Here is a 17,870-nt window from a genome sequence, read left to right on the forward strand (position 1 = left end):
ACTTCCATTTCAACCAGCTCAAGCAGCTCTTCGTCATCAACCATGTCACATTTGTTCATGAACACGATGATGTTTGGAATACCAACCTGACGGCCAAGTAGGATGTGCTCACGCGTCTGTGGCATTGGGCCATCAGTTGCCGCAACAACCAGGATACCACCGTCCATCTGCGCCGCACCGGTGATCATGTTTTTCACATAGTCAGCGTGTCCTGGGCAGTCAACGTGTGCGTAGTGGCGAGTCGGTGTATCGTACTCAACGTGAGACGTTGCGATGGTGATACCACGATCACGCTCTTCTGGTGCATTATCGATTGACGCGAAGTCACGAGCAGCACCGCCGTGTACTTTTGCAAGTACCGTACAGATAGCGGCAGTCAGCGTAGTTTTACCATGGTCAACGTGGCCGATAGTACCAACGTTAACGTGCGTTTTCGTACGTTCAAATTTTTCTTTAGACACGATCGTCTTCCTTCCTAGTTGTGAGTTAAAGGACTTGGCCTAGTAACTCAGAAGTCAGTGTTTGATGCCGACCATGATGTCGGCATCTGGACCAAAATAATTAGCTACGCTCTGCGATCAGGGCGTCAGCGATGTTCTTCGGCACTTCACCATACTCGCTAAATTCCATCGAGTAAGATGCACGGCCTTGTGTTGCACTACGTAGGTCAGTAGCGTAACCGAACATTTCAGACAGTGGAACCTGGGCGCGTACGACCTTCAGACCCGCTGGGCCTTCGTCCATACCGCCAATCAGGCCACGACGACGGTTCAAGTCACCGACAACGTCACCCATCCACTCTTCTGGCGTGGTTACTTCAACCTTCATCATTGGTTCAAGCATAACAGGTTGCGCGTCGTGTGCACCTTTCTTGAATGCCATTGATGCGGCGATCTTAAACGCCATTTCGTTGGAGTCAACATCGTGGTAAGAACCATCGAACAAGGTCGCTTTAACGTCGAGCACTGGATAACCGGCGAGTACACCGTTAGCCATCTGCTCTTCGATACCTTTAGCCACCGAGCTGATGTATTCGCGTGGAATCACACCACCAACGATTTCGTCAACAAAGACAAAGCCTTCGTTTGGCTCTGAAGGTTCGATCTTCAGCCATACGTGACCGAATTGACCACGACCACCAGACTGCTTCACGAATTTACCTTCAACTTTGGTGCTACCACGGATGGTTTCGCGATAAGCAACCTGAGGCTTACCAACGTTACACTCTACGTTGAATTCGCGACGCATACGGTCAACGATCACGTCTAGGTGAAGCTCACCCATACCTGAAATCAGGGTCTGGCCAGACTCTTCGTCAGACTCAACGCGGAAAGATGGATCTTCTGCCGCCAGTTTACCTAGCGCGATACCCATTTTCTCTTGGTCAGCTTTCGACTTAGGCTCAACCGCGATTTGGATAACTGGATCAGGGAATTCCATGCGCTCTAGGATAACTTTTGAATCCATTGCACATAGGGTGTCACCCGTGGTTACGTCTTTCAGACCAACACCTGCAGCAATATCACCGGCGCGGATTTCTTTGATCTCTTCACGCTTGTTAGAGTGCATCTGTACGATACGACCCAAACGCTCACGTTTTTGCTTCACTGAGTTGTACACAGTGTCGCCCGAGTTAACCACACCAGAGTAAACACGCATAAAGGTCAGCGTCCCTACGAATGGGTCAGTCGCGACTTTAAATGCCAATGCTGAGAAGGGTTCTTTGTCGTCTGCGTGACGTGCGATTGGGTTACCGTCTTCGTCTTCACCTTTGATTGACTTCACATCAATCGGTGATGGCAGGTATTCGATAACCGCATCCAGTACTGCCTGAACGCCTTTGTTCTTAAACGCAGAACCACAGGTTGCCAGTACGATTTCGTTATCAAGGGTACGCTGACGCAGAGCTTTTTTGATTTCTTCTTCAGACAACTCACCTTCTTCAAGGTACTTGTCCATCAGCTCTTCAGAGGCTTCAGCAGCAGACTCAACCAAGAAGTTGTGCCACTCTTCTGCTTGTTCTTGAAGTTCAGCTGGAATGTCTTCATAGGTATACGTCATACCCATGTCTGCTTCGTTCCAGTTGATTGCTTTCATTTTGATCAGGTCAATCACGCCCTTGAACTCGTGCTCTGCACCAATGTTCAAGTGAATTGGCACAGGGTGTGCGCCAAGACGGTTTTTGATTTGATCAACAACGCGCAGGTAATCAGCACCCGCACGGTCCATCTTGTTGACGAATACCATACGCGGTACTTCGTATTTATCAGCCTGACGCCATACGGTTTCAGACTGAGGCTCAACACCTGATGAACCACAGAATACAACCACAGCACCATCAAGCACACGCAAAGAACGCTCAACTTCGATAGTGAAGTCAACGTGTCCAGGAGTATCGATGATGTTTACGCGGTGTTGTTTGAACTGCTGATCAGAACCGGCCCAGAAAGTCGTGGTCGCGGCTGAGGTGATGGTGATACCACGCTCCTGCTCTTGCGACATCCAGTCCATGGTAGCGGCGCCGTCGTGTACCTCACCGATTTTGTGTGACAGACCTGTGTAGAACAGGATCCGCTCGGTAGTCGTGGTTTTACCGGCGTCTACGTGAGCACAAATACCGATGTTACGGTAGCGCTCGATAGGGGTTTTACGAGCCACAATAGTATCCTCTTGCTAAGGTTAACCTTAGAAAATGGGTTTGGCGTGCCCCGAGTGGGACACGCCATGAAGGCATTACCAGCGGTAATGTGCGAACGCTTTGTTCGCGTCTGCCATACGGTGAACGTCTTCACGTTTCTTAACAGCAGTACCTTTGTTTTCTGACGCGTCTAGCATCTCGCTTGCTAGGCGCTGAGCCATAGATTTTTCACCACGCTTACGAGCGGCTTCAACCAACCAACGCATAGCCAGTGCGTTACGACGTACAGGACGTACTTCTACTGGCACTTGGTAAGTTGAACCACCTACACGGCGAGATTTAACCTCGACCGCTGGGCGTACGTTTTCAAGAGCTTGTTCGAATACAGCCAAGTGCTCTTTACCAGAACGCTCAGCCATGATGTCTAGTGCACCATAAACGATTTTTTCAGCCGTTGACTTCTTACCGTCAACCATCAGGATGTTTACAAATTTTGCCAGCAATTCTGATCCGAACTTAGGATCTGGAAGAATTTTACGCTGACCAATTACGCGACGACGTGGCATGGATTATCTCCGTTGTCTTCTTCAGGTTTTATCCAAAACTTTTCAGTTTTTTCAAAATTCAATTGTTTGAGTGTTTGGCCTTACTTAACGGAATCCATTAAGACTTAGGACGCTTCACACCGTACTTAGAACGACCTTGTTTACGGCCGTTAACGCCTGCACAGTCAAGTGCGCCACGAACAGTGTGGTAACGCACACCCGGCAAGTCTTTAACACGACCGCCGCGGATAAGCACAACACTGTGCTCTTGCAGGTTGTGGCCTTCACCACCAATGTAAGAGGTGACTTCAAAGCCATTGGTCAAACGCACACGGCATACTTTACGCAGTGCAGAGTTTGGTTTCTTTGGAGTAGTGGTGTAAACACGAGTACATACACCACGTTTTTGTGGACACGCTTCCAACGCAGGCACGTTGCTTTTCGCAACTTGCTTCAAGCGTGGCTTGCGAACCAGCTGGTTAATAGTTGCCATTAAATAGCTCCTGATATTACTTAACGTATAAGTGTGAAAAATCTAGCCCCAATACAACAGGGACGCGAAATTTTAGGCGTCGGGGTATGGGGTGTCAAGATTTATACAGAGATCTTTGCATTGTTTGTTTTTCGAACAGCACGCGGGGGATTTTCACACACGACAAAGACTAGCCGATTACCATGTCATTTGCGTGACATGTTCAGCGCTCAAAWCGACCAATTGATGCATATCAATCAGCTCAGCACTGGGGTGTAGTTTCTCACCAAGCCCACGAGCGTCCACATCCTCTTTCAGCAAATAAACAGCATGCGTCTCGGTAAACAATCGGATTGCCCACTCGCTCCCCGCCACCCCGGCGACAACAGCATCACTGATCAAGACAATCGCACTGTTCGATGGCGCGTAGTCTAAGCACTGTGCCAAGGCTTGACGGCTGTATGGTGAGTGTTTGACCAGGTGCAGCACGGCCTTCTCCTTAAAAATGTAGAATGCGATCGCAGCCTGACAGCTGCGTTTTGATTTGCTCGAGGGATAACGCTTGAGTTGACAGCACCGTAGACGTTTGCTCAAGTCCTCGTGCAGTCAACGAGGCCTGACAGGCATAAATCGTTTCGACATCACACAAGGGGAGCATTTTAAAGCTGGCGATATAGTCACGGCTCAAAATCTGGCCCGGTTGCTGCCCTTCAAGCAATTGAAAAACACCGTCGCCGATAAAAAACACCACCAAGTTGTCACAAAAGGCGGACGCAGCAAGCAGTGCATCAAGCCCTTCTCGGCCACTTGCGCTGCCATGAGGTGCCGAGGAAAAAACAAACCCTATTTTCATCACTGCCCTCTTAAAATTGCATCACACGGTCGGCGGTCAATAAAGCTTCCGCCAGCCCCCCAAGCCCCGCTTGGGAAAAGTCGGTTGCCAAGGTGCTTTGCGATAACCCATGTTGTGCCGCTTCCTGATCACTGATCACACCACGGCGCAGCGCTGCAGCTACACAGGTTTCCAGTTCCACGTGATGATCACGGGCTAACGCCTGCCACGCGCCCACCAAATCAAATTCATCATTTGCAGGGACGGTGCTCGCTGCCCCATTCAATACACCATCTTGATAGAAAAATACCTTACTGACTTGGTGCCCAGCCTCTATTGCCGCACAAGCAAACTGATACGCGGTACGTGCCATTTGTGTGCCGTAAGCCGGCTCCGTGACCACTAACACATATTGCAATTTCATGACGCCGCCTCTTCGGTTTTACGTTGTCTAACGTAGAGGTACACCGTGTGTTTAGAAATATTAAGCCTAGCCGCGACCCGATTAATGGCATCTTTGATATCAAAAATCCCTTTATCATAGAGCGCCATGACGATTTGGCGGTTTTTGGTATTGTTAGACACGCTTTTATCGGCGTTCACTTCTTCAACGGTACGCTCGACCGTTTGATCCACCAGCTCTTCCACATCACTGGCAAAATTAACCGATGAGGCCGCTTGCTTCGCTTGGTCGTCGGGAATAAAGGCTTGCAGTACCTGAGAAAAAGGCGCGTCTAAATTGATATTGATACATAACAGCCCAATGATGCGGTTGTCCCCGTTACGAATGGCCACCGTGATTGATTTCATCAAGGTGCCACTTTTCGCACGGGTAAAGTAAGCGCGAGAGAAGTTGCGCTCGGAGCCCTCGATATCACGCAGCATGCGCAAGGCTAAGTCAGTGATGGGTGAACCCACCTGACGCCCGGTATTTTCACCGTTGGCGATTTTTATCGCCGACTTATTTAAATCGTCTAATGCATGCAGCACGATTTCACAGTGCTCACCAATCAAGGCGGCTAGCCCATCGACCACGGCCGAGTAGGACTGCAAGATAATGCTGTCTTGTTGGTTAAGTGGATTGGGCTCGATGAGCTCACTTTCCGTCATAATGTTCGCGCCAAAACCCTCTGTCGGTACCACGTACGCCTACCCTTATTCGACCATTTATCTTTATTGCTCTGCGCTCAGTTTAACAGAATTCCTATCTAAAAATGCAAAAAGCCCCGGCAACGCCGGGGCTGGTATCACGGGTCAAGACCTTAGCTTTTAGCCTTGGCTCGCGCTATCACCTTCTTTCGCATCATCTTTGATTTCGAGCAACTCAACATCAAATACCAAGGTTGAGTTGGCAGGAATCGATGCGGTGTCTTGGTCACCATAAGCCAGCTCTGGCGGTACAACAAAGGTAAACTTAGAGCCGACCGGCATCAGCTGCACCCCTTCAGTCCAGCCAGGGATCACTCGATTGAGTGGGAAAGTGGCCGGTTCACCACGATCGTATGAGCTATCGAATTGCGTACCGTCAGTCAGGGTACCTTTATAATGCACCACAACCGTATCTTCTGCTGATGGCTTCTCACCATCACCCATGCTATCGACTTTGTACAACAGCCCAGAATCAGTTTCTTTCACGCCTTCTTTCTGCGCGAACTCAGTGCGGTATTTTTCACCGTCAGCGATCGCGGCTTCTGCTTTTTCTTTTGCTTGTTGCTGGGCAAGCTTGGTCACACGCTGATCAAGCGATTGCAACGCCGACTGTGCTTGCTCATCGGTTAACTTTGACTCACCTTGAAAGACGTCTTGCACCCCTTGCAATACCACCTCTTTATCCAGCTCGAGACCAATTTCGGCCTGCTGCTCCAAGTTGGCGTTGAGGTATTGCGCCAAAGAAGCGCCAATCGCGTAGGCTGCTTTGTCGTCTTCGTTGGCAAACGCCGCTTCAGCTTGTTCAGCCGCTTGGTTGGTTTGCTCTACTTTTGCGTCTTCTTGTTGACAGCCGACGGCAAAGGCAACGGTTGCCGCGAGTAGCGACATCTTCATTACTGATTTCATTGGGTACTCCGTTGATGGTAAGGATTAATCCTCGTATTGTATTTACTGACGCATCCACCATGCGAAAGCCTGATTCTATCCATATACTCGTGGTTATATGGCTGCACACTCTGGAACTCAAGTATGATGCCCAAAATCCGCCACATTGTTGGCATTTTTATTCTGTTAAGCAGCCTAACGGGCTGCTGGCAGTCTGGCAAAGAAGCCCAGCGCTGGTCAATCCACCCTGAGGGCGCCACCAGCTTTAGTCTTAGCCGCGATGGCCGTTTTGCTTTACTCGCCTCGGACGAAACCGACATTGTGCTGTGGGATCTGGTCACCAATCAGCAGTTGGCGGAGCTAGGGCCGCAAGATCCCAATGCCAACCCTGTCGTGGTCAGCCATATTTCCGATAATAAGCGCTACGCTATCACCGCAACGGCACAAAACTTTGCCGTTTGGGATCTGGCTTGGAGCCAGTCTCAAGGACTCTGGTCTATTTCTGACGGCATCATCCGCGATGCCGCGATCAGCAACAATGGTGAAAAGCTGGTACTGGCCATGTCTAGCGGTAAAGCATTATTCATCGACTTAGGCACGGGAAGGCGCCTAGAGTTCCTTGCGCATCGCGATAAAGTCAATGCGGTCGCGATTTCCCCCAATGGTGCTTACGTTCTGTCAGGGGGGAATGACCATCATGCCTATTTTTGGGATACCGAGTCGGGGCAAATTATCAACGACTTCGCCTATGATCAACGGGTTAAGCAAGTGGCCTTGCATCGTGAAGGGCAATACGCGTTCGTCTCTGATGGCGGCAATCGCGCGGTGATTTGGGCTTTGCCCAGTGGTGAAAAGGTAAGTGAGCTGGATATTTTTGCTCGCCAAGCGATTTACGCCAGTGCCCGTTTTTCCGATGATGGCCGTCAGTTGGCCACAGGCACCCCCTCACAGCGGGTCGAATTATGGGACGTACAAAGCGGTGAAAACATTGGCCGCTGGCAAGCCTTGGCGCAACCAGACACTCGCCCACCTAGCGCAGTCGTGTATGATGTGGCTATCGACCCCACCGGGCGAGTGATTTCCGGGACATCAGCCGGTATCGCCCAAGCTTGGTTAACCGACGCGCAATAGCGAGAGAGCAGTATGAGCGAGATTGATAAGTTACAGCAGCAAATCGACGACCTGGAATATAAGGTCGCTTTTCAAGAAGACACCATCGAGCAGCTCAACCACGCGTTAACCCAGCAGCAGGGGGACATTGAGCGTATGACAGTGCAAATTCAATACTTAGTCAGTAAGTTAAAAAACATAGAGCCGGAAAACATTGCCAGCCAAGCAGAAGAAACCCCGCCACCACACTATTGATACGAAAAAGGCGCCATTCGGCGCCTTTCATTCACCACAGACGGATACCGTCTTAGTGGTCGTGACCACAGCTTTCACCGTCTTGGTGAATATGACCGTGAGACACTTCCTCTTCTGTCGCTTCGCGAACGTCAACCACTTCCACAGAGAAAGACAGGGTTTGACCGGCTAGCATGTGGTTAGCGTCAACTACCACTTCTTCACCATCCACTTCCGTCACTTCAACTGGGATTTGGCCTTGGTCCGTTTCTGCCATAAAGCGCATGCCCACTTCTACTTGGTCTACGCCTTGGAATACGTTAGCTGGTACGCGTTGTACCATAGCTTCTTGGTAATCACCGTAGGCTTCATCTGGGCCTACAGTCACGTCAAAGCTCTCACCTTTTTCGCGGCCTTCCAGCGCGTTCTCAAGACCTACAATCAGGTTACGGTGACCGTGCAGGTATTGGAGAGGCTCTTGTGCTGTTGATTCGTCAACAAGTGCACCATCTTCATTTTTTACTTGGTAAGCCAGGCTGACTACCACATCTTTTGCAATTTTCATGCTCGCTCCGAGACCGGAAGGTAAATGGACTGACGATGATAACGGATCCCCTACTCCGGTTTAAAGATCCCAATGACATTCTCTGCTGACTCGGCACCAGAGTGTGACTGTTGTGCCGAATCAGGCAACCGACTATCATGATAATCGCAGCTGACACACTCTACTTTGTCAATATTATTTTCGCGCCATACTCGTAACGTATCGAGCTGTTGGCACGCCGGGCACGCTGCCCCAGCAATGAAACGTTTTTTCACTTCAACACCTTACTCATCTCGATTCCAACTTTGGYGCCGCTCACTATCACCACGCATTTCTCGGTCAAAAATTTCTTCCAACTCTTTGCGTGCTTCTTTCGCTCGGGAGGCCGTCGCCAAGTCTTCGCTGTGTTGCGGCAAGAGATCTTGCAATACCCGCATATCCAGCTTACGAAATAAAATTTCGGCTCGCTTGGCTTTATACGGATGCATACCCAGTGACTCTAGCGTCTGCCTCCCGAGCTCAAGGGCCCCCAAAAAGGTTTCACGCGAGAATTGATCCACGCCCTGTGCCATCAATTGATAGGCCTCGACACGACTCCGCGCCCGCGCCATTACTTTAAGGTTAGGGAAATGGCGCGCACAAAGATCAACAATCTCCATCACTTCATCAGGCGAGTCGGTACAAATCACAATCGCTTCAGCGGTATGCGCGCCTGCCGCCCGTAATAAACTGAGCTGGGTTGCGTCGCCATAATACACTTCATAGCCAAAACGACGTAGCAGCTTAATTTGCGTCGGATCACGTTCTAACAGGGTCACGCCAATTTTGTTAGCGAACATCAACCGGCCCACCACCTGACCAAAGCGACCAAAACCGGCAATGATCACGCGCGCATCGGCCTGCTCAAACTGCCCTTGTGGTGGCGCTTCTTCAGGCTCATTAAACGTGCGAGCAAACCAGCGTTGTTGAAGCGTCAGCATTAAAGGCGTGGTCATCATCGACAAGCTCACCACCACCAACAAAAACGCGTTTAACTCTTGGTCAAGTAAGCCCTGGCTGCGCGCAGCAGTGAAAATAACAAACGCAAACTCCCCACCTTGACTAAGCAATACCGCCATTTGACTACGCGCTTTTGGCACCACCCCAAAGGCACGCGCCAAGCCATAAAGCAGCAAGGTCTTCACCAAGATCAACGCCGCGACCGCTCCCAGTATGGCCAGTGGGTAGTCGAGCAATAGACCGAGATCAACGGTCATTCCCACTGCAATAAAGAACAGCCCAAGCAACAAACCTTTAAAAGGCTCAATCGCAGTTTCTAATTCATGACGGTATTCACTTTCCGCAAGCAATACGCCCGCAAGAAACGCCCCCAGCGCCATCGATAGGCCTAACGCTTGCATCGCCAGGGCAATCCCGATCACCAAGGCCAGCGAGGTCACTGTAAATAGCTCGGTGACGCCGCTCATGGCCACTAAACGAAACAGCGGACGCAGAAGGAAATGACCGCCCACCAGCAAAATACCAATGCCGACAAACATCCATAATACGTCGAGCCAACTGCCAGCACTGCCACCGGCCAACGCTGGGATCACAGCCAGTATCGGGATCACGGCGATATCTTGAAATAATAAAACGGCAAATCCAGATTGTCCGGTTTCGCTGCGCATTAAACGTTGGTCTTCGATGATTTTCATCGCAATCGCGGTAGAAGAAAGCGCCAGCCCCGCCCCGATCACCACACCTTGTGGCAACGTGAGCCCAGCGAAGATACTTAATGACCCTATCACGATCCCGGTCAGCACCACTTGGCTACCACCAAGGCCGATAATAGGGCGCCACATTTTCAATAGCTTTTTAGGGTTAAGCTCCAAGCCAATCAGAAAAAGCAGCAGCACCACGCCAAATTCGGCAAAATGGAGAATCGCATCCACATCACGGACCAGGCCCAGCCCCCAGGGCCCGATCACTATGCCTGCCAGCAAATAGCCAAGCACCGAGCCCATACCCAAGCGCTGGGCAAGAGGAACCGCAATCACCGCCGCCAATAAAAAAACAAAGGCCACCGATAAGAGGTTGTTATCCATCCTCGCCTCCTTGGTGCGCCAATGGGTCAGCGAGCCAATCGGCATAAATCTCAGCAAACGCTTCGCGATCGGCATCGCCAACGCGGCGCGCCCAGTGCAAGACCAACGGTGGGATCCAATCCATCCGACATAATGAGGCGGTTAACTCAAAAGGCTGCAGTAGCTCGGCCATCGAATATTTGTTGTAACCTTGTTGACTAAACGCTTCGGCCGCTCCCCCGGTGGTCACCACAAAGCGGCAGGTTTTACCGGCCAACGCATCCCCGCCTTGCCCATGTGCAAACCCTTTCCCGAGCACCACATCTATCCACTCTTTCAACAGCGCCGGACAGGAATACATTTGCAGTGGATGCTGAAAGACCAACACATCGGCGTCAGTGACCAACGCGCGCTCATGATGGACGTCCACCACAAAATCCGGGTAGGCGGCGTAAATATCGTGCACGCTGACATGGGCCAGCGGCGTAATGGCCTCAATTAAACGACGATTGGCAACGGATTCATCGGGGTCGGGGTGAGCAAAAATCACCAGTACCTTGGGAAGAGAGGGGCTTTCAGCCTTATCTCGGGGCATAGGCTTCCTTGTCTTATGATTATGGTCAGAACGCAATCTGTTCATTTATTCCGTGTTTTTAACTTTAACACACAAACATGCCCCGTCTGTGTCTGACCAGTGGGATGACGCGGTAGAATTTGGCAATCCCGGTATCAAGCTGGTATAACGACCGCGCGACAATGCGCACCCATCAACCCGAGACAGACTGAGAAATCATGATTCGCTTCTCCGATATTCAACTGCTTCGAGGGGGTAAGCCCCTGCTTGACCACACTTCTGCCACTATCTCACCGGGCGACAAAGTCGGTCTGGTGGGCAAAAATGGCTGTGGCAAATCGAGCTTGTTTGCCTTGCTGCGCCATCAATTATCGTTGGATGCCGGCCATTGTGACTACCCGAGTCAGTGGCAGGTAGCATGGGTGGCGCAAGAAACCCCCGCGCTCGACAAAAGCGCGCTCGAGTACGTGATTGATGGCGACAGCGAATACCGCGCGCTACAGCAAGCCCTACGCGACGCCGAAGCCCGTGATGACGGTAACGCGGTGGCGATGTTACACGATAAATTGGATGCCATTGGTGGTTATACCATTGAAGCGCGTGCGGCCAGCTTATTAGATGGTTTGGGCTTTAGCCAACCACAAATCCACTGGTCACTCACCCAGTTCTCAGGTGGCTGGCGAATGCGGCTGAACTTAGCACAAGCGCTATTATGTCGCTCTGATCTATTGTTGCTCGATGAACCCACTAACCACCTAGATCTCGATGCGGTCATGTGGCTAGAAAAATGGCTACAGCAATATCCAGGTACCTTGGTGTTGATCTCTCACGACCGGGATTTCTTGGATCCTGTTGTCAATCGCATCATTCACATCGAGCATCAACAGCTCAATGAATACACGGGTAATTATTCCGACTTTGAGCAAATGCGCGCGCAAAAATTGGCGCAGCAACAGGCGCAGTACGAAAAGCAACAAAAGCAAATTGCCCACATGCAATCGTATATCGATCGCTTTCGTTACAAAGCCACCAAGGCCCGCCAAGCGCAAAGCCGGATCAAAGCCCTTGAGCGGATGGAGAAGGTATTGCCCGCGCAATACGATAACCCGTTTAGTTTTACCTTCTTCACGCCGGATGCCTTACCCACCCCCATTTTAATGATGGACAAAGTGGCGGCGGGTTATGATAAGACACCTATTATTGAAAACATTCGCCTTAACCTGGTGCCGGGGGCGCGCATTGGCTTGCTGGGGCGCAATGGGGCGGGTAAGTCGACCCTGATTAAACTCCTCGCGGGCAGCTTACCCGCCATGGCCGGTGAATTAACCTATTCACAAGGGGTGAAAATTGGCTACTTTGCCCAACACCAACTCGATACGTTGCGCATCGACGATACGCCACTTCAGCACCTAAACCGGTTAGCCCCCACCACCGCTGAGCAAACCTTACGTGATTTTCTCGGCCGGTTTGGCTTTCAAAGCGACAAGGCGCTCGAGCCCATCGGGCCCTTCTCTGGAGGCGAAAAAGCCCGCTTGGTGCTCGCCTTATTGGTATGGCAAAAACCGAACTTACTGTTACTCGATGAGCCAACCAACCATCTGGACTTGGATATGCGCCAAGCGCTGACACTCGCCTTACAGTCTTACGAGGGCGCGATGGTGATTGTCAGTCACGATCGCTTCTTGCTGCGCGCCACCACCGATGACTTGTATTTGGTCGACAATGGCGCAGTGCTACCCTTTGATGGAGACTTGAACGATTATCACCGTTGGCTGACCGATCAACAGCGCGCCGATCGTGCCGAGAGCAAAAAACAAGCGGCCGCGGAGAAAACGGCGCCGCAACAAACACAGGTGGATCGTAAAGCGCAAAAACGCCGCGATGCCGAGTTACGTAAGCAAACCGCGCCTTTGCGGAAAAAAATTGACAATCTAGACACACAGATAGAACAACTCTCTGCCATTATCTCTGACGCAGAAAATCAGTTGGCGGACCCCGAGATTTACCACAGTGATAATAAGGCGCGGCTCACGGCGCAATTGCAACGTCAAGCGGATGCTAAATCGACGCTCGAAGAGGTGGAACAAGAATGGATGGAGCGACAAGAAGAGCTGGAAGCCCTGGAGGCGACATTCAATCAGGACTAACCCCTGGGATGGCGAATCCCGCCGACCTGTGGCAGTTTTGTTTACATCATTATGGCAAGCCCGAGGTAAAGCAAGCTTGCCTCAGGCTGCAAGACGAGCACCAAGGCAACGTAAATCTTGCCTTGTTACTCGCCTGGATTGAACAACACGGCTATGGGCTTGCGCCCGAGAGCCTCACACAACTGAAGCATGCGTTAAGCCGCTCTGAGCATTTGCTTATTGCCTATCGTCACCTTCGGCGAGAGTTGAAGCCGCGGGTCGGCAGTGGGCAGTACAAAAAAATGCTCAACTTTGAGCTCAGTTTAGAAAAATTCCAACAGCAAGATTTAGTCGATGCCCTCAATCGTCAAACCTGGCTCACGGACACCGCCTCTCCTCTCGCCTACTATTGCCGTCAGCTGTCACCATCAGCACGCAACCTATATACATCACTGAAGGTGACGCCCGCCGAGGAAGAGGGAAGCAACCATGATGACACCGTTTAAACCCATTCCCAGCGCGCGGAACGCGCACTTACAAACCTTGTTGCCTCGCTTTTTGCGTCGAGCCCCGCTTTTCACCCCTCGCTGGCAGCAATTTGATCTGCCTGATGGCGATTTTGTCGATCTGGCATGGACACATCAGCCGCAGCCTGGACAGCCGATTGTTGTTTTATTCCATGGCTTAGCAGGCAGTTTCGACAGCCCGTATGCCAACGGCTTGCTCGCGGCCTTCCAACGCCAAGGTTGGTGCGGCGTGGTGATGCACTTTCGCAGCTGCAGTGGCCGCCTTAATCGTGCCGCGCGAACCTATCACTCGGGAGAAACCCAGGACGCGCGTGCCTTCTTCACCCATTTGCGTCAAACCTATCCAAAGAGTCAAATTGGCGCAGTCGGGGTCTCTTTGGGGGGGAACATGCTGGTGCGTTACCTGGCGGACTATCACGATGATCCCATCGTGGCCTGTGGTTGCGCCGTGTCGCCGCCACTTGACCTTGCCGCTTGCTCGATGCGTATCCAACAAGGCTTTTCCCGTATTTATCAAGCCTATTTGTTGCGATCGATGCGCCAAACCCTAGCGGAAAAACTCACACGTCATCAGCAAGTGGGCCGATGGCACGCGGGGGAGCGCCCGACGATAAAAACCCTGTTCGAGTTTGACCAAACCGTGACTGCCCCGCTTCATGGCTTTGACGATGCGCACCATTATTATCACGCCTGTAGCGGCCTTTCCGTGCTTAATACCATTAAGACACCGTTGGCCATCATTCATGCCAAAGACGATCCTTTTATGACCGACGCGGTGATCCCAACCTCCCCATTACCCGCGAACATTGATTATCAACTCACTGAGCATGGCGGCCATGTTGGCTTTGTCGCCGGTAGTTGGCGCCAACCTCAGTTTTGGCTTGAGCAAGCGGTGCCTGGCTGGCTCGCCGCTTATTTGCCGCATGAGTCACTGAGTAAGTCGGCGCGTTAGCACCGTCAAAGGAAGCAAAGAGAACCACTGCATTGACTGGTATGATCGGGTAAAATGCGAGCCAATTCACAACATTCACATCAGGCATCCGAGGATGCCATCCTGAGATCAATAAAAGGTGATGTAGTATGATGGTTCCATGGCAGTCGATTCCTGACGAGACGCTGACAGCGTTAATCGAGCACTTTGTGTTACGGGAAGGAACCGATTATGGTGAGCAAGAAGTCAGCTTTGCACAAAAAGTGGATGATGTTCGCCAACAATTGCAATCCGGGGACGCCGTGATTGTATATTCCGAGTTGCACGAGACAGTGGATATTCGTCGTAAAACAGCACTCGGCTCTTAGCATCGCAGTACACGCCGTATCGCGATACAAATTCAGACTGAATGACAGGGCGCGTCATGTCGGCTAAACATCCTATTATTGCGGTCACCGGCTCATCAGGAGCCGGTACCACCACCACCTCGGAAGCCTTCCGAAAGATGTTCCAGATGATGAACATCAAAGCGGCCTGGCTAGAAGGGGATAGCTTTCATCGCTTTACCCGTCCTGAAATGGACGTCGAGATCCGTAAAGCACGTGAACAAGGCAAACATATCAGCTACTTTGGCCCCACGGCCAACGATTTCCCGCGGCTAGAGCAGTTTTTCCGTGAGTATGGTGAGCAAGGCACCGGGAAATATCGCCGCTATTTACATACCTTTGATGAAGCGGTGCCCTATAACCAAATGCCTGGCACCTTCACGCCATGGCAAGACTTAGCCGACAATACCAATGTATTGTTTTACGAGGGACTGCACGGCGGAGTGGTCGATGGTGATGTCAATGTTGCACAGCATGTCGATCTCTTGATTGGAATGGTGCCGATCGTCAACCTAGAGTGGATTCAAAAATTTGTCCGCGATACGCGCGATAGAGGCCACTCTCGTGAGGCGGTGACCGACTCGATTGTGCGCTCAATGGATGATTACCTGCACTACATCACCCCGCAGTTTTCTCGTACCCATATCAACTTTCAACGCGTGCCGACGGTAGATACCTCAAACCCATTAAATGCCAAAGGGATCCCGTCTTTGGATGAAAGTTTTGTGGTGATCCGCTTTCGTGGAATGAAAAACGTCGACTTCCCTTATCTGTTGCAAATGATCACTGGGTCGTTTATGTCACGGCATAACACCTTAGTGGTACCGGGAGGAAAAATGGGCTTTGCGATGGAATTGATCATCCGTCCATTGATCCAACAATTGATAGAAAAAGGCAAGATTGGCTAAGGCGTAGCGCATCCATGATGTATTACTTCTCAAGCCGTGATCTTAGCCACGTTTTTGCCAGATTTTTAGGCGGTTGGCCTAGATCAAAATCAAGAAATCACCAACAAAAAAAGATACACTCTTGTTAACATACAGTGAGCTTGTAGCCCGCGTTCAGACTTCGTATTCTGTGCAATGATCTGATGGGTTACCCCTCAGACAAAGATAGGACGTTGTTGCCGGGCAACACATGCAGAGGAAATAAGTTATATGGTTCCAGGAAAACCTCAAACAGACCCTACACTCGAGTGGTTCCTTTCACATTGTCATATTCATAAGTATCCGTCTAAAAGCACGCTTATCCATGCAGGTGAGAAGGCGGAGACCTTGTATTACATCGTGAAAGGGTCTGTGGCCGTACTGATCAAAGATGAAGAAGGCAAGGAAATGATCCTGTCTTACCTTAACCAAGGTGACTTCATTGGTGAGCTCGGACTTTTCGAAGAAGACCAGGAGCGCACTGCTTGGGTGCGCGCTAAATCACCGTGTGAAGTGGCAGAAATTTCGTTTAAGAAGTTCCGCCAGCTCATTCAAGTGAATCCTGACATCTTAATGCGCCTGTCTTCACAAATGGCGCGTCGTTTGCAGGTAACGAGCCAAAAGGTCGGGGATCTCGCCTTCCTGGACGTCACAGGCCGCATCGCGCAAACCTTGTTGAACTTGGCTAAACAGCCGGATGCCATGACTCACCCTGATGGTATGCAAATTAAGATCACCCGTCAGGAAATTGGCCAAATCGTCGGCTGTTCGCGTGAAACCGTGGGACGTATCCTCAAAATGCTGGAAGAGCAAAACCTCATTTCCGCACACGGTAAAACCATCGTGGTATACGGCACACGCTAATTGCGCCGCTCTCTGTATCACCAACCGACGCCCTGGCGTCGGTTTTTTTATCTCCGCTTTCTGGCAAGCGTCTGGATAACTTCTACACTCAAAACGATATGGTTAACATAAAACTAACAAGGTATCGTTTATGAAAAAACTCATGGTTTCTCTCACCGCCTTGGCGCTCTCTGTGTTTTCAGCCCATGCCGTGTCCAATACCACAATTGTGCACCCCGAGCCACGCGCTGGGTCGGCGCTTGATCTCTATGCCATTGAGCTGATTGAGTTTCTTGCCGAAAAATCAGGAGAGCCTGTCACCTTGCAAGCTTTTGACGGCCAAATTGGCTCTCAGTCTCGTAAGGTGGAAATGCTCAAGCAAGGCAAGCTCACTATCGACTGGCTGGGTGCCGACCGCACGCTGGAATCTGAACTGATCCCCATTCGCTATCCCGTGTTTCGTGGTCTACTCGGCCATCGCCTGTTTATTACCAACCAAGCCACGGAGCCCCAACTCGCTCAGATAAGTAGCGCGGGTGATTTGCAGTCTCTTACTATGATTCAGGGACAGGGCTGGGCCGACGTCAAGGTGCTCAACTCAGCGGGATTTCGCGTACGCGAAATATCGAGCTTTGAAAATATTTTCAAAGTGGTTGATACAGGTCGTGCTGATCTCTTCCCGCGTGCCTTGATTGAGCCTTTTAGTGAATTAGCCGAGCGGCCACAATACGGTAATCTGTTAGTTGACCCGCATCTGATGCTGATCTATCGCTTCCCGATGTTCCTGTTTGTGTCTCCGCAACATGCTGACGTCGCCGACATGTTGAATGGTGCTTTTGAAGCGGCATACCAAGACGGATCATTTATTGAGTTTTTCAACAACGCTCCGCTGGTCAAAGAAACGTTTGAAAAAGCCAACATTGGTGAACGCACCGTGATCCGGGTCGATAACCCGCATTTAAGCAACGAAACACAAGCCATTCCAGACACGTATTGGCTCGATATCGAGGCTCAATAGACGATAAAAAAGGGAGCATAGCATACGCTCCCTTTTCCCTATGATGTCGATTAAGCGATGTGTGGCG

The 17,870-nt window shown here is 51.0% G+C and carries 22 protein-coding genes; 9 read left to right on the forward strand and 13 right to left on the reverse strand.

Features of this window, described 5'->3' with window-relative positions; all coding sequences use genetic code 11:
* The 9 genes from BZG13_RS05770 to fkpA all read right to left on the reverse strand — a co-directional run.
* The coding region (locus BZG13_RS05770; protein WP_131825391.1) for a GTP-binding protein at positions 1 to 461 on the reverse strand (461 nt) is incomplete at its 3' end.
* Positions 462 to 561: 100 nt separating this feature from the next.
* On the reverse strand, positions 562 to 2,658 hold the full coding sequence (fusA, locus tag BZG13_RS05775) for an elongation factor G (protein ID WP_077485776.1): 2,097 nt from the start codon (positions 2,656 to 2,658) through the stop codon (positions 562 to 564).
* Between the two features lie 75 nt (positions 2,659 to 2,733).
* Positions 2,734 to 3,204, reverse strand: a complete 471-nt coding sequence (gene rpsG / locus BZG13_RS05780; protein WP_025673237.1) for a 30S ribosomal protein S7 — start codon at positions 3,202 to 3,204, stop codon at positions 2,734 to 2,736.
* A gap of 97 nt (positions 3,205 to 3,301) precedes the next feature.
* On the reverse strand, positions 3,302 to 3,676 hold the full coding sequence (gene rpsL, locus BZG13_RS05785; protein WP_025673238.1) for a 30S ribosomal protein S12: 375 nt from the start codon (positions 3,674 to 3,676) through the stop codon (positions 3,302 to 3,304).
* Positions 3,677 to 3,853: 177 nt separating this feature from the next.
* Positions 3,854 to 4,144, reverse strand: coding sequence for a sulfurtransferase complex subunit TusB (gene tusB, locus BZG13_RS05790; RefSeq protein ID WP_158074868.1), 291 nt, complete (start codon positions 4,142 to 4,144; stop codon positions 3,854 to 3,856).
* A gap of 10 nt (positions 4,145 to 4,154) precedes the next feature.
* Entirely contained in the window at positions 4,155 to 4,511 is a 357-nt protein-coding gene (gene tusC, locus BZG13_RS05795; protein WP_077485780.1) for a sulfurtransferase complex subunit TusC, read from the reverse strand.
* A gap of 7 nt (positions 4,512 to 4,518) precedes the next feature.
* Positions 4,519 to 4,911, reverse strand: coding sequence for a sulfurtransferase complex subunit TusD (gene tusD, locus BZG13_RS05800; protein WP_077485782.1), 393 nt, complete (start codon positions 4,909 to 4,911; stop codon positions 4,519 to 4,521).
* Positions 4,908 to 5,597, reverse strand: a complete 690-nt coding sequence (locus BZG13_RS05805; RefSeq protein WP_077522054.1) for a helix-turn-helix transcriptional regulator — start codon at positions 5,595 to 5,597, stop codon at positions 4,908 to 4,910. The genes tusD and BZG13_RS05805 overlap by 4 nt, the downstream gene beginning before the upstream one ends.
* Positions 5,598 to 5,756: 159 nt before the next feature.
* The gene (gene fkpA, locus BZG13_RS05810; RefSeq protein WP_077459362.1) at positions 5,757 to 6,542 is read right to left on the reverse strand and encodes an FKBP-type peptidyl-prolyl cis-trans isomerase; all 786 of its coding nucleotides are present in this window, start codon (positions 6,540 to 6,542) and stop codon (positions 5,757 to 5,759) included.
* 126 nt (positions 6,543 to 6,668) lie between these two features.
* On the opposite strand from fkpA, the gene BZG13_RS05815 reads away from it, so the two are divergent.
* Positions 6,669 to 7,652, forward strand: a complete 984-nt coding sequence (locus tag BZG13_RS05815) for a WD40 repeat domain-containing protein (RefSeq protein ID WP_077459381.1) — start codon at positions 6,669 to 6,671, stop codon at positions 7,650 to 7,652.
* A gap of 12 nt (positions 7,653 to 7,664) precedes the next feature.
* A complete protein-coding gene (locus BZG13_RS05820; protein ID WP_077459360.1) occupies positions 7,665 to 7,886 on the forward strand; it encodes a SlyX family protein in 222 nt (73 codons plus the stop codon).
* A 52-nt stretch (positions 7,887 to 7,938) separates the two neighbouring features.
* Here BZG13_RS05820 and slyD read toward each other — a convergent pair whose 3' ends face one another.
* The 4 genes from slyD to kefG are packed head-to-tail and all read right to left on the reverse strand — an operon-like array spanning position 7,939 to position 11,067.
* Positions 7,939 to 8,430: a peptidylprolyl isomerase gene (slyD, locus tag BZG13_RS05825; RefSeq protein ID WP_046074781.1), complete on the reverse strand. Its 492-nt coding sequence runs from the start codon at positions 8,428 to 8,430 to the stop codon at positions 7,939 to 7,941.
* A 50-nt stretch (positions 8,431 to 8,480) separates the two neighbouring features.
* Entirely contained in the window at positions 8,481 to 8,684 is a 204-nt protein-coding gene (locus tag BZG13_RS05830; RefSeq protein WP_046074780.1) for a YheV family putative zinc ribbon protein, read from the reverse strand.
* Between the two features lie 9 nt (positions 8,685 to 8,693).
* Entirely contained in the window at positions 8,694 to 10,493 is a 1,800-nt protein-coding gene (gene kefB / locus BZG13_RS05835; RefSeq protein WP_077485786.1) for a glutathione-regulated potassium-efflux system protein KefB, read from the reverse strand.
* On the reverse strand, positions 10,486 to 11,067 hold the full coding sequence (kefG, locus tag BZG13_RS05840) for a glutathione-regulated potassium-efflux system ancillary protein KefG (RefSeq protein WP_077458654.1): 582 nt from the start codon (positions 11,065 to 11,067) through the stop codon (positions 10,486 to 10,488). The genes kefB and kefG overlap by 8 nt, the downstream gene beginning before the upstream one ends.
* Positions 11,068 to 11,264: 197 nt before the next feature.
* On the opposite strand from kefG, the gene BZG13_RS05845 reads away from it, so the two are divergent.
* The 7 genes from BZG13_RS05845 to BZG13_RS05875 all read left to right on the forward strand — a co-directional run bounded on the left by BZG13_RS05845 (position 11,265) and on the right by BZG13_RS05875 (position 17,803).
* A complete protein-coding gene (locus BZG13_RS05845) occupies positions 11,265 to 13,193 on the forward strand; it encodes an ABC transporter ATP-binding protein (RefSeq protein ID WP_077485788.1) in 1,929 nt (642 codons plus the stop codon).
* Between the two features lie 8 nt (positions 13,194 to 13,201).
* Positions 13,202 to 13,678, forward strand: a complete 477-nt coding sequence (locus tag BZG13_RS05850) for a TIGR02444 family protein (protein ID WP_100297956.1) — start codon at positions 13,202 to 13,204, stop codon at positions 13,676 to 13,678.
* Positions 13,662 to 14,651, forward strand: a complete 990-nt coding sequence (locus tag BZG13_RS05855; RefSeq protein ID WP_077485790.1) for a hydrolase — start codon at positions 13,662 to 13,664, stop codon at positions 14,649 to 14,651. The genes BZG13_RS05850 and BZG13_RS05855 overlap by 17 nt, the downstream gene beginning before the upstream one ends.
* Before the next feature lie 128 nt (positions 14,652 to 14,779).
* Positions 14,780 to 14,998, forward strand: coding sequence for a YheU family protein (locus BZG13_RS05860; RefSeq protein ID WP_069361842.1), 219 nt, complete (start codon positions 14,780 to 14,782; stop codon positions 14,996 to 14,998).
* Positions 14,999 to 15,054: 56 nt separating this feature from the next.
* Positions 15,055 to 15,924 (forward strand): phosphoribulokinase, encoded by an 870-nt coding sequence (locus BZG13_RS05865; RefSeq protein ID WP_069361843.1) that lies wholly within the window; start codon positions 15,055 to 15,057, stop codon positions 15,922 to 15,924.
* A 249-nt stretch (positions 15,925 to 16,173) separates the two neighbouring features.
* Positions 16,174 to 16,806: a cAMP-activated global transcriptional regulator CRP gene (gene crp, locus BZG13_RS05870; protein WP_002535199.1), complete on the forward strand. Its 633-nt coding sequence runs from the start codon at positions 16,174 to 16,176 to the stop codon at positions 16,804 to 16,806.
* 130 nt (positions 16,807 to 16,936) lie between these two features.
* A complete protein-coding gene (locus tag BZG13_RS05875; RefSeq protein WP_069361844.1) occupies positions 16,937 to 17,803 on the forward strand; it encodes a hypothetical protein in 867 nt (288 codons plus the stop codon).
* Positions 17,804 to 17,870 lie beyond the last annotated feature (67 nt).

Source organism: Salinivibrio sp. ML323 (assembly GCF_001995745.1).
Taxonomy (GTDB): domain Bacteria; phylum Pseudomonadota; class Gammaproteobacteria; order Enterobacterales; family Vibrionaceae; genus Salinivibrio; species Salinivibrio kushneri.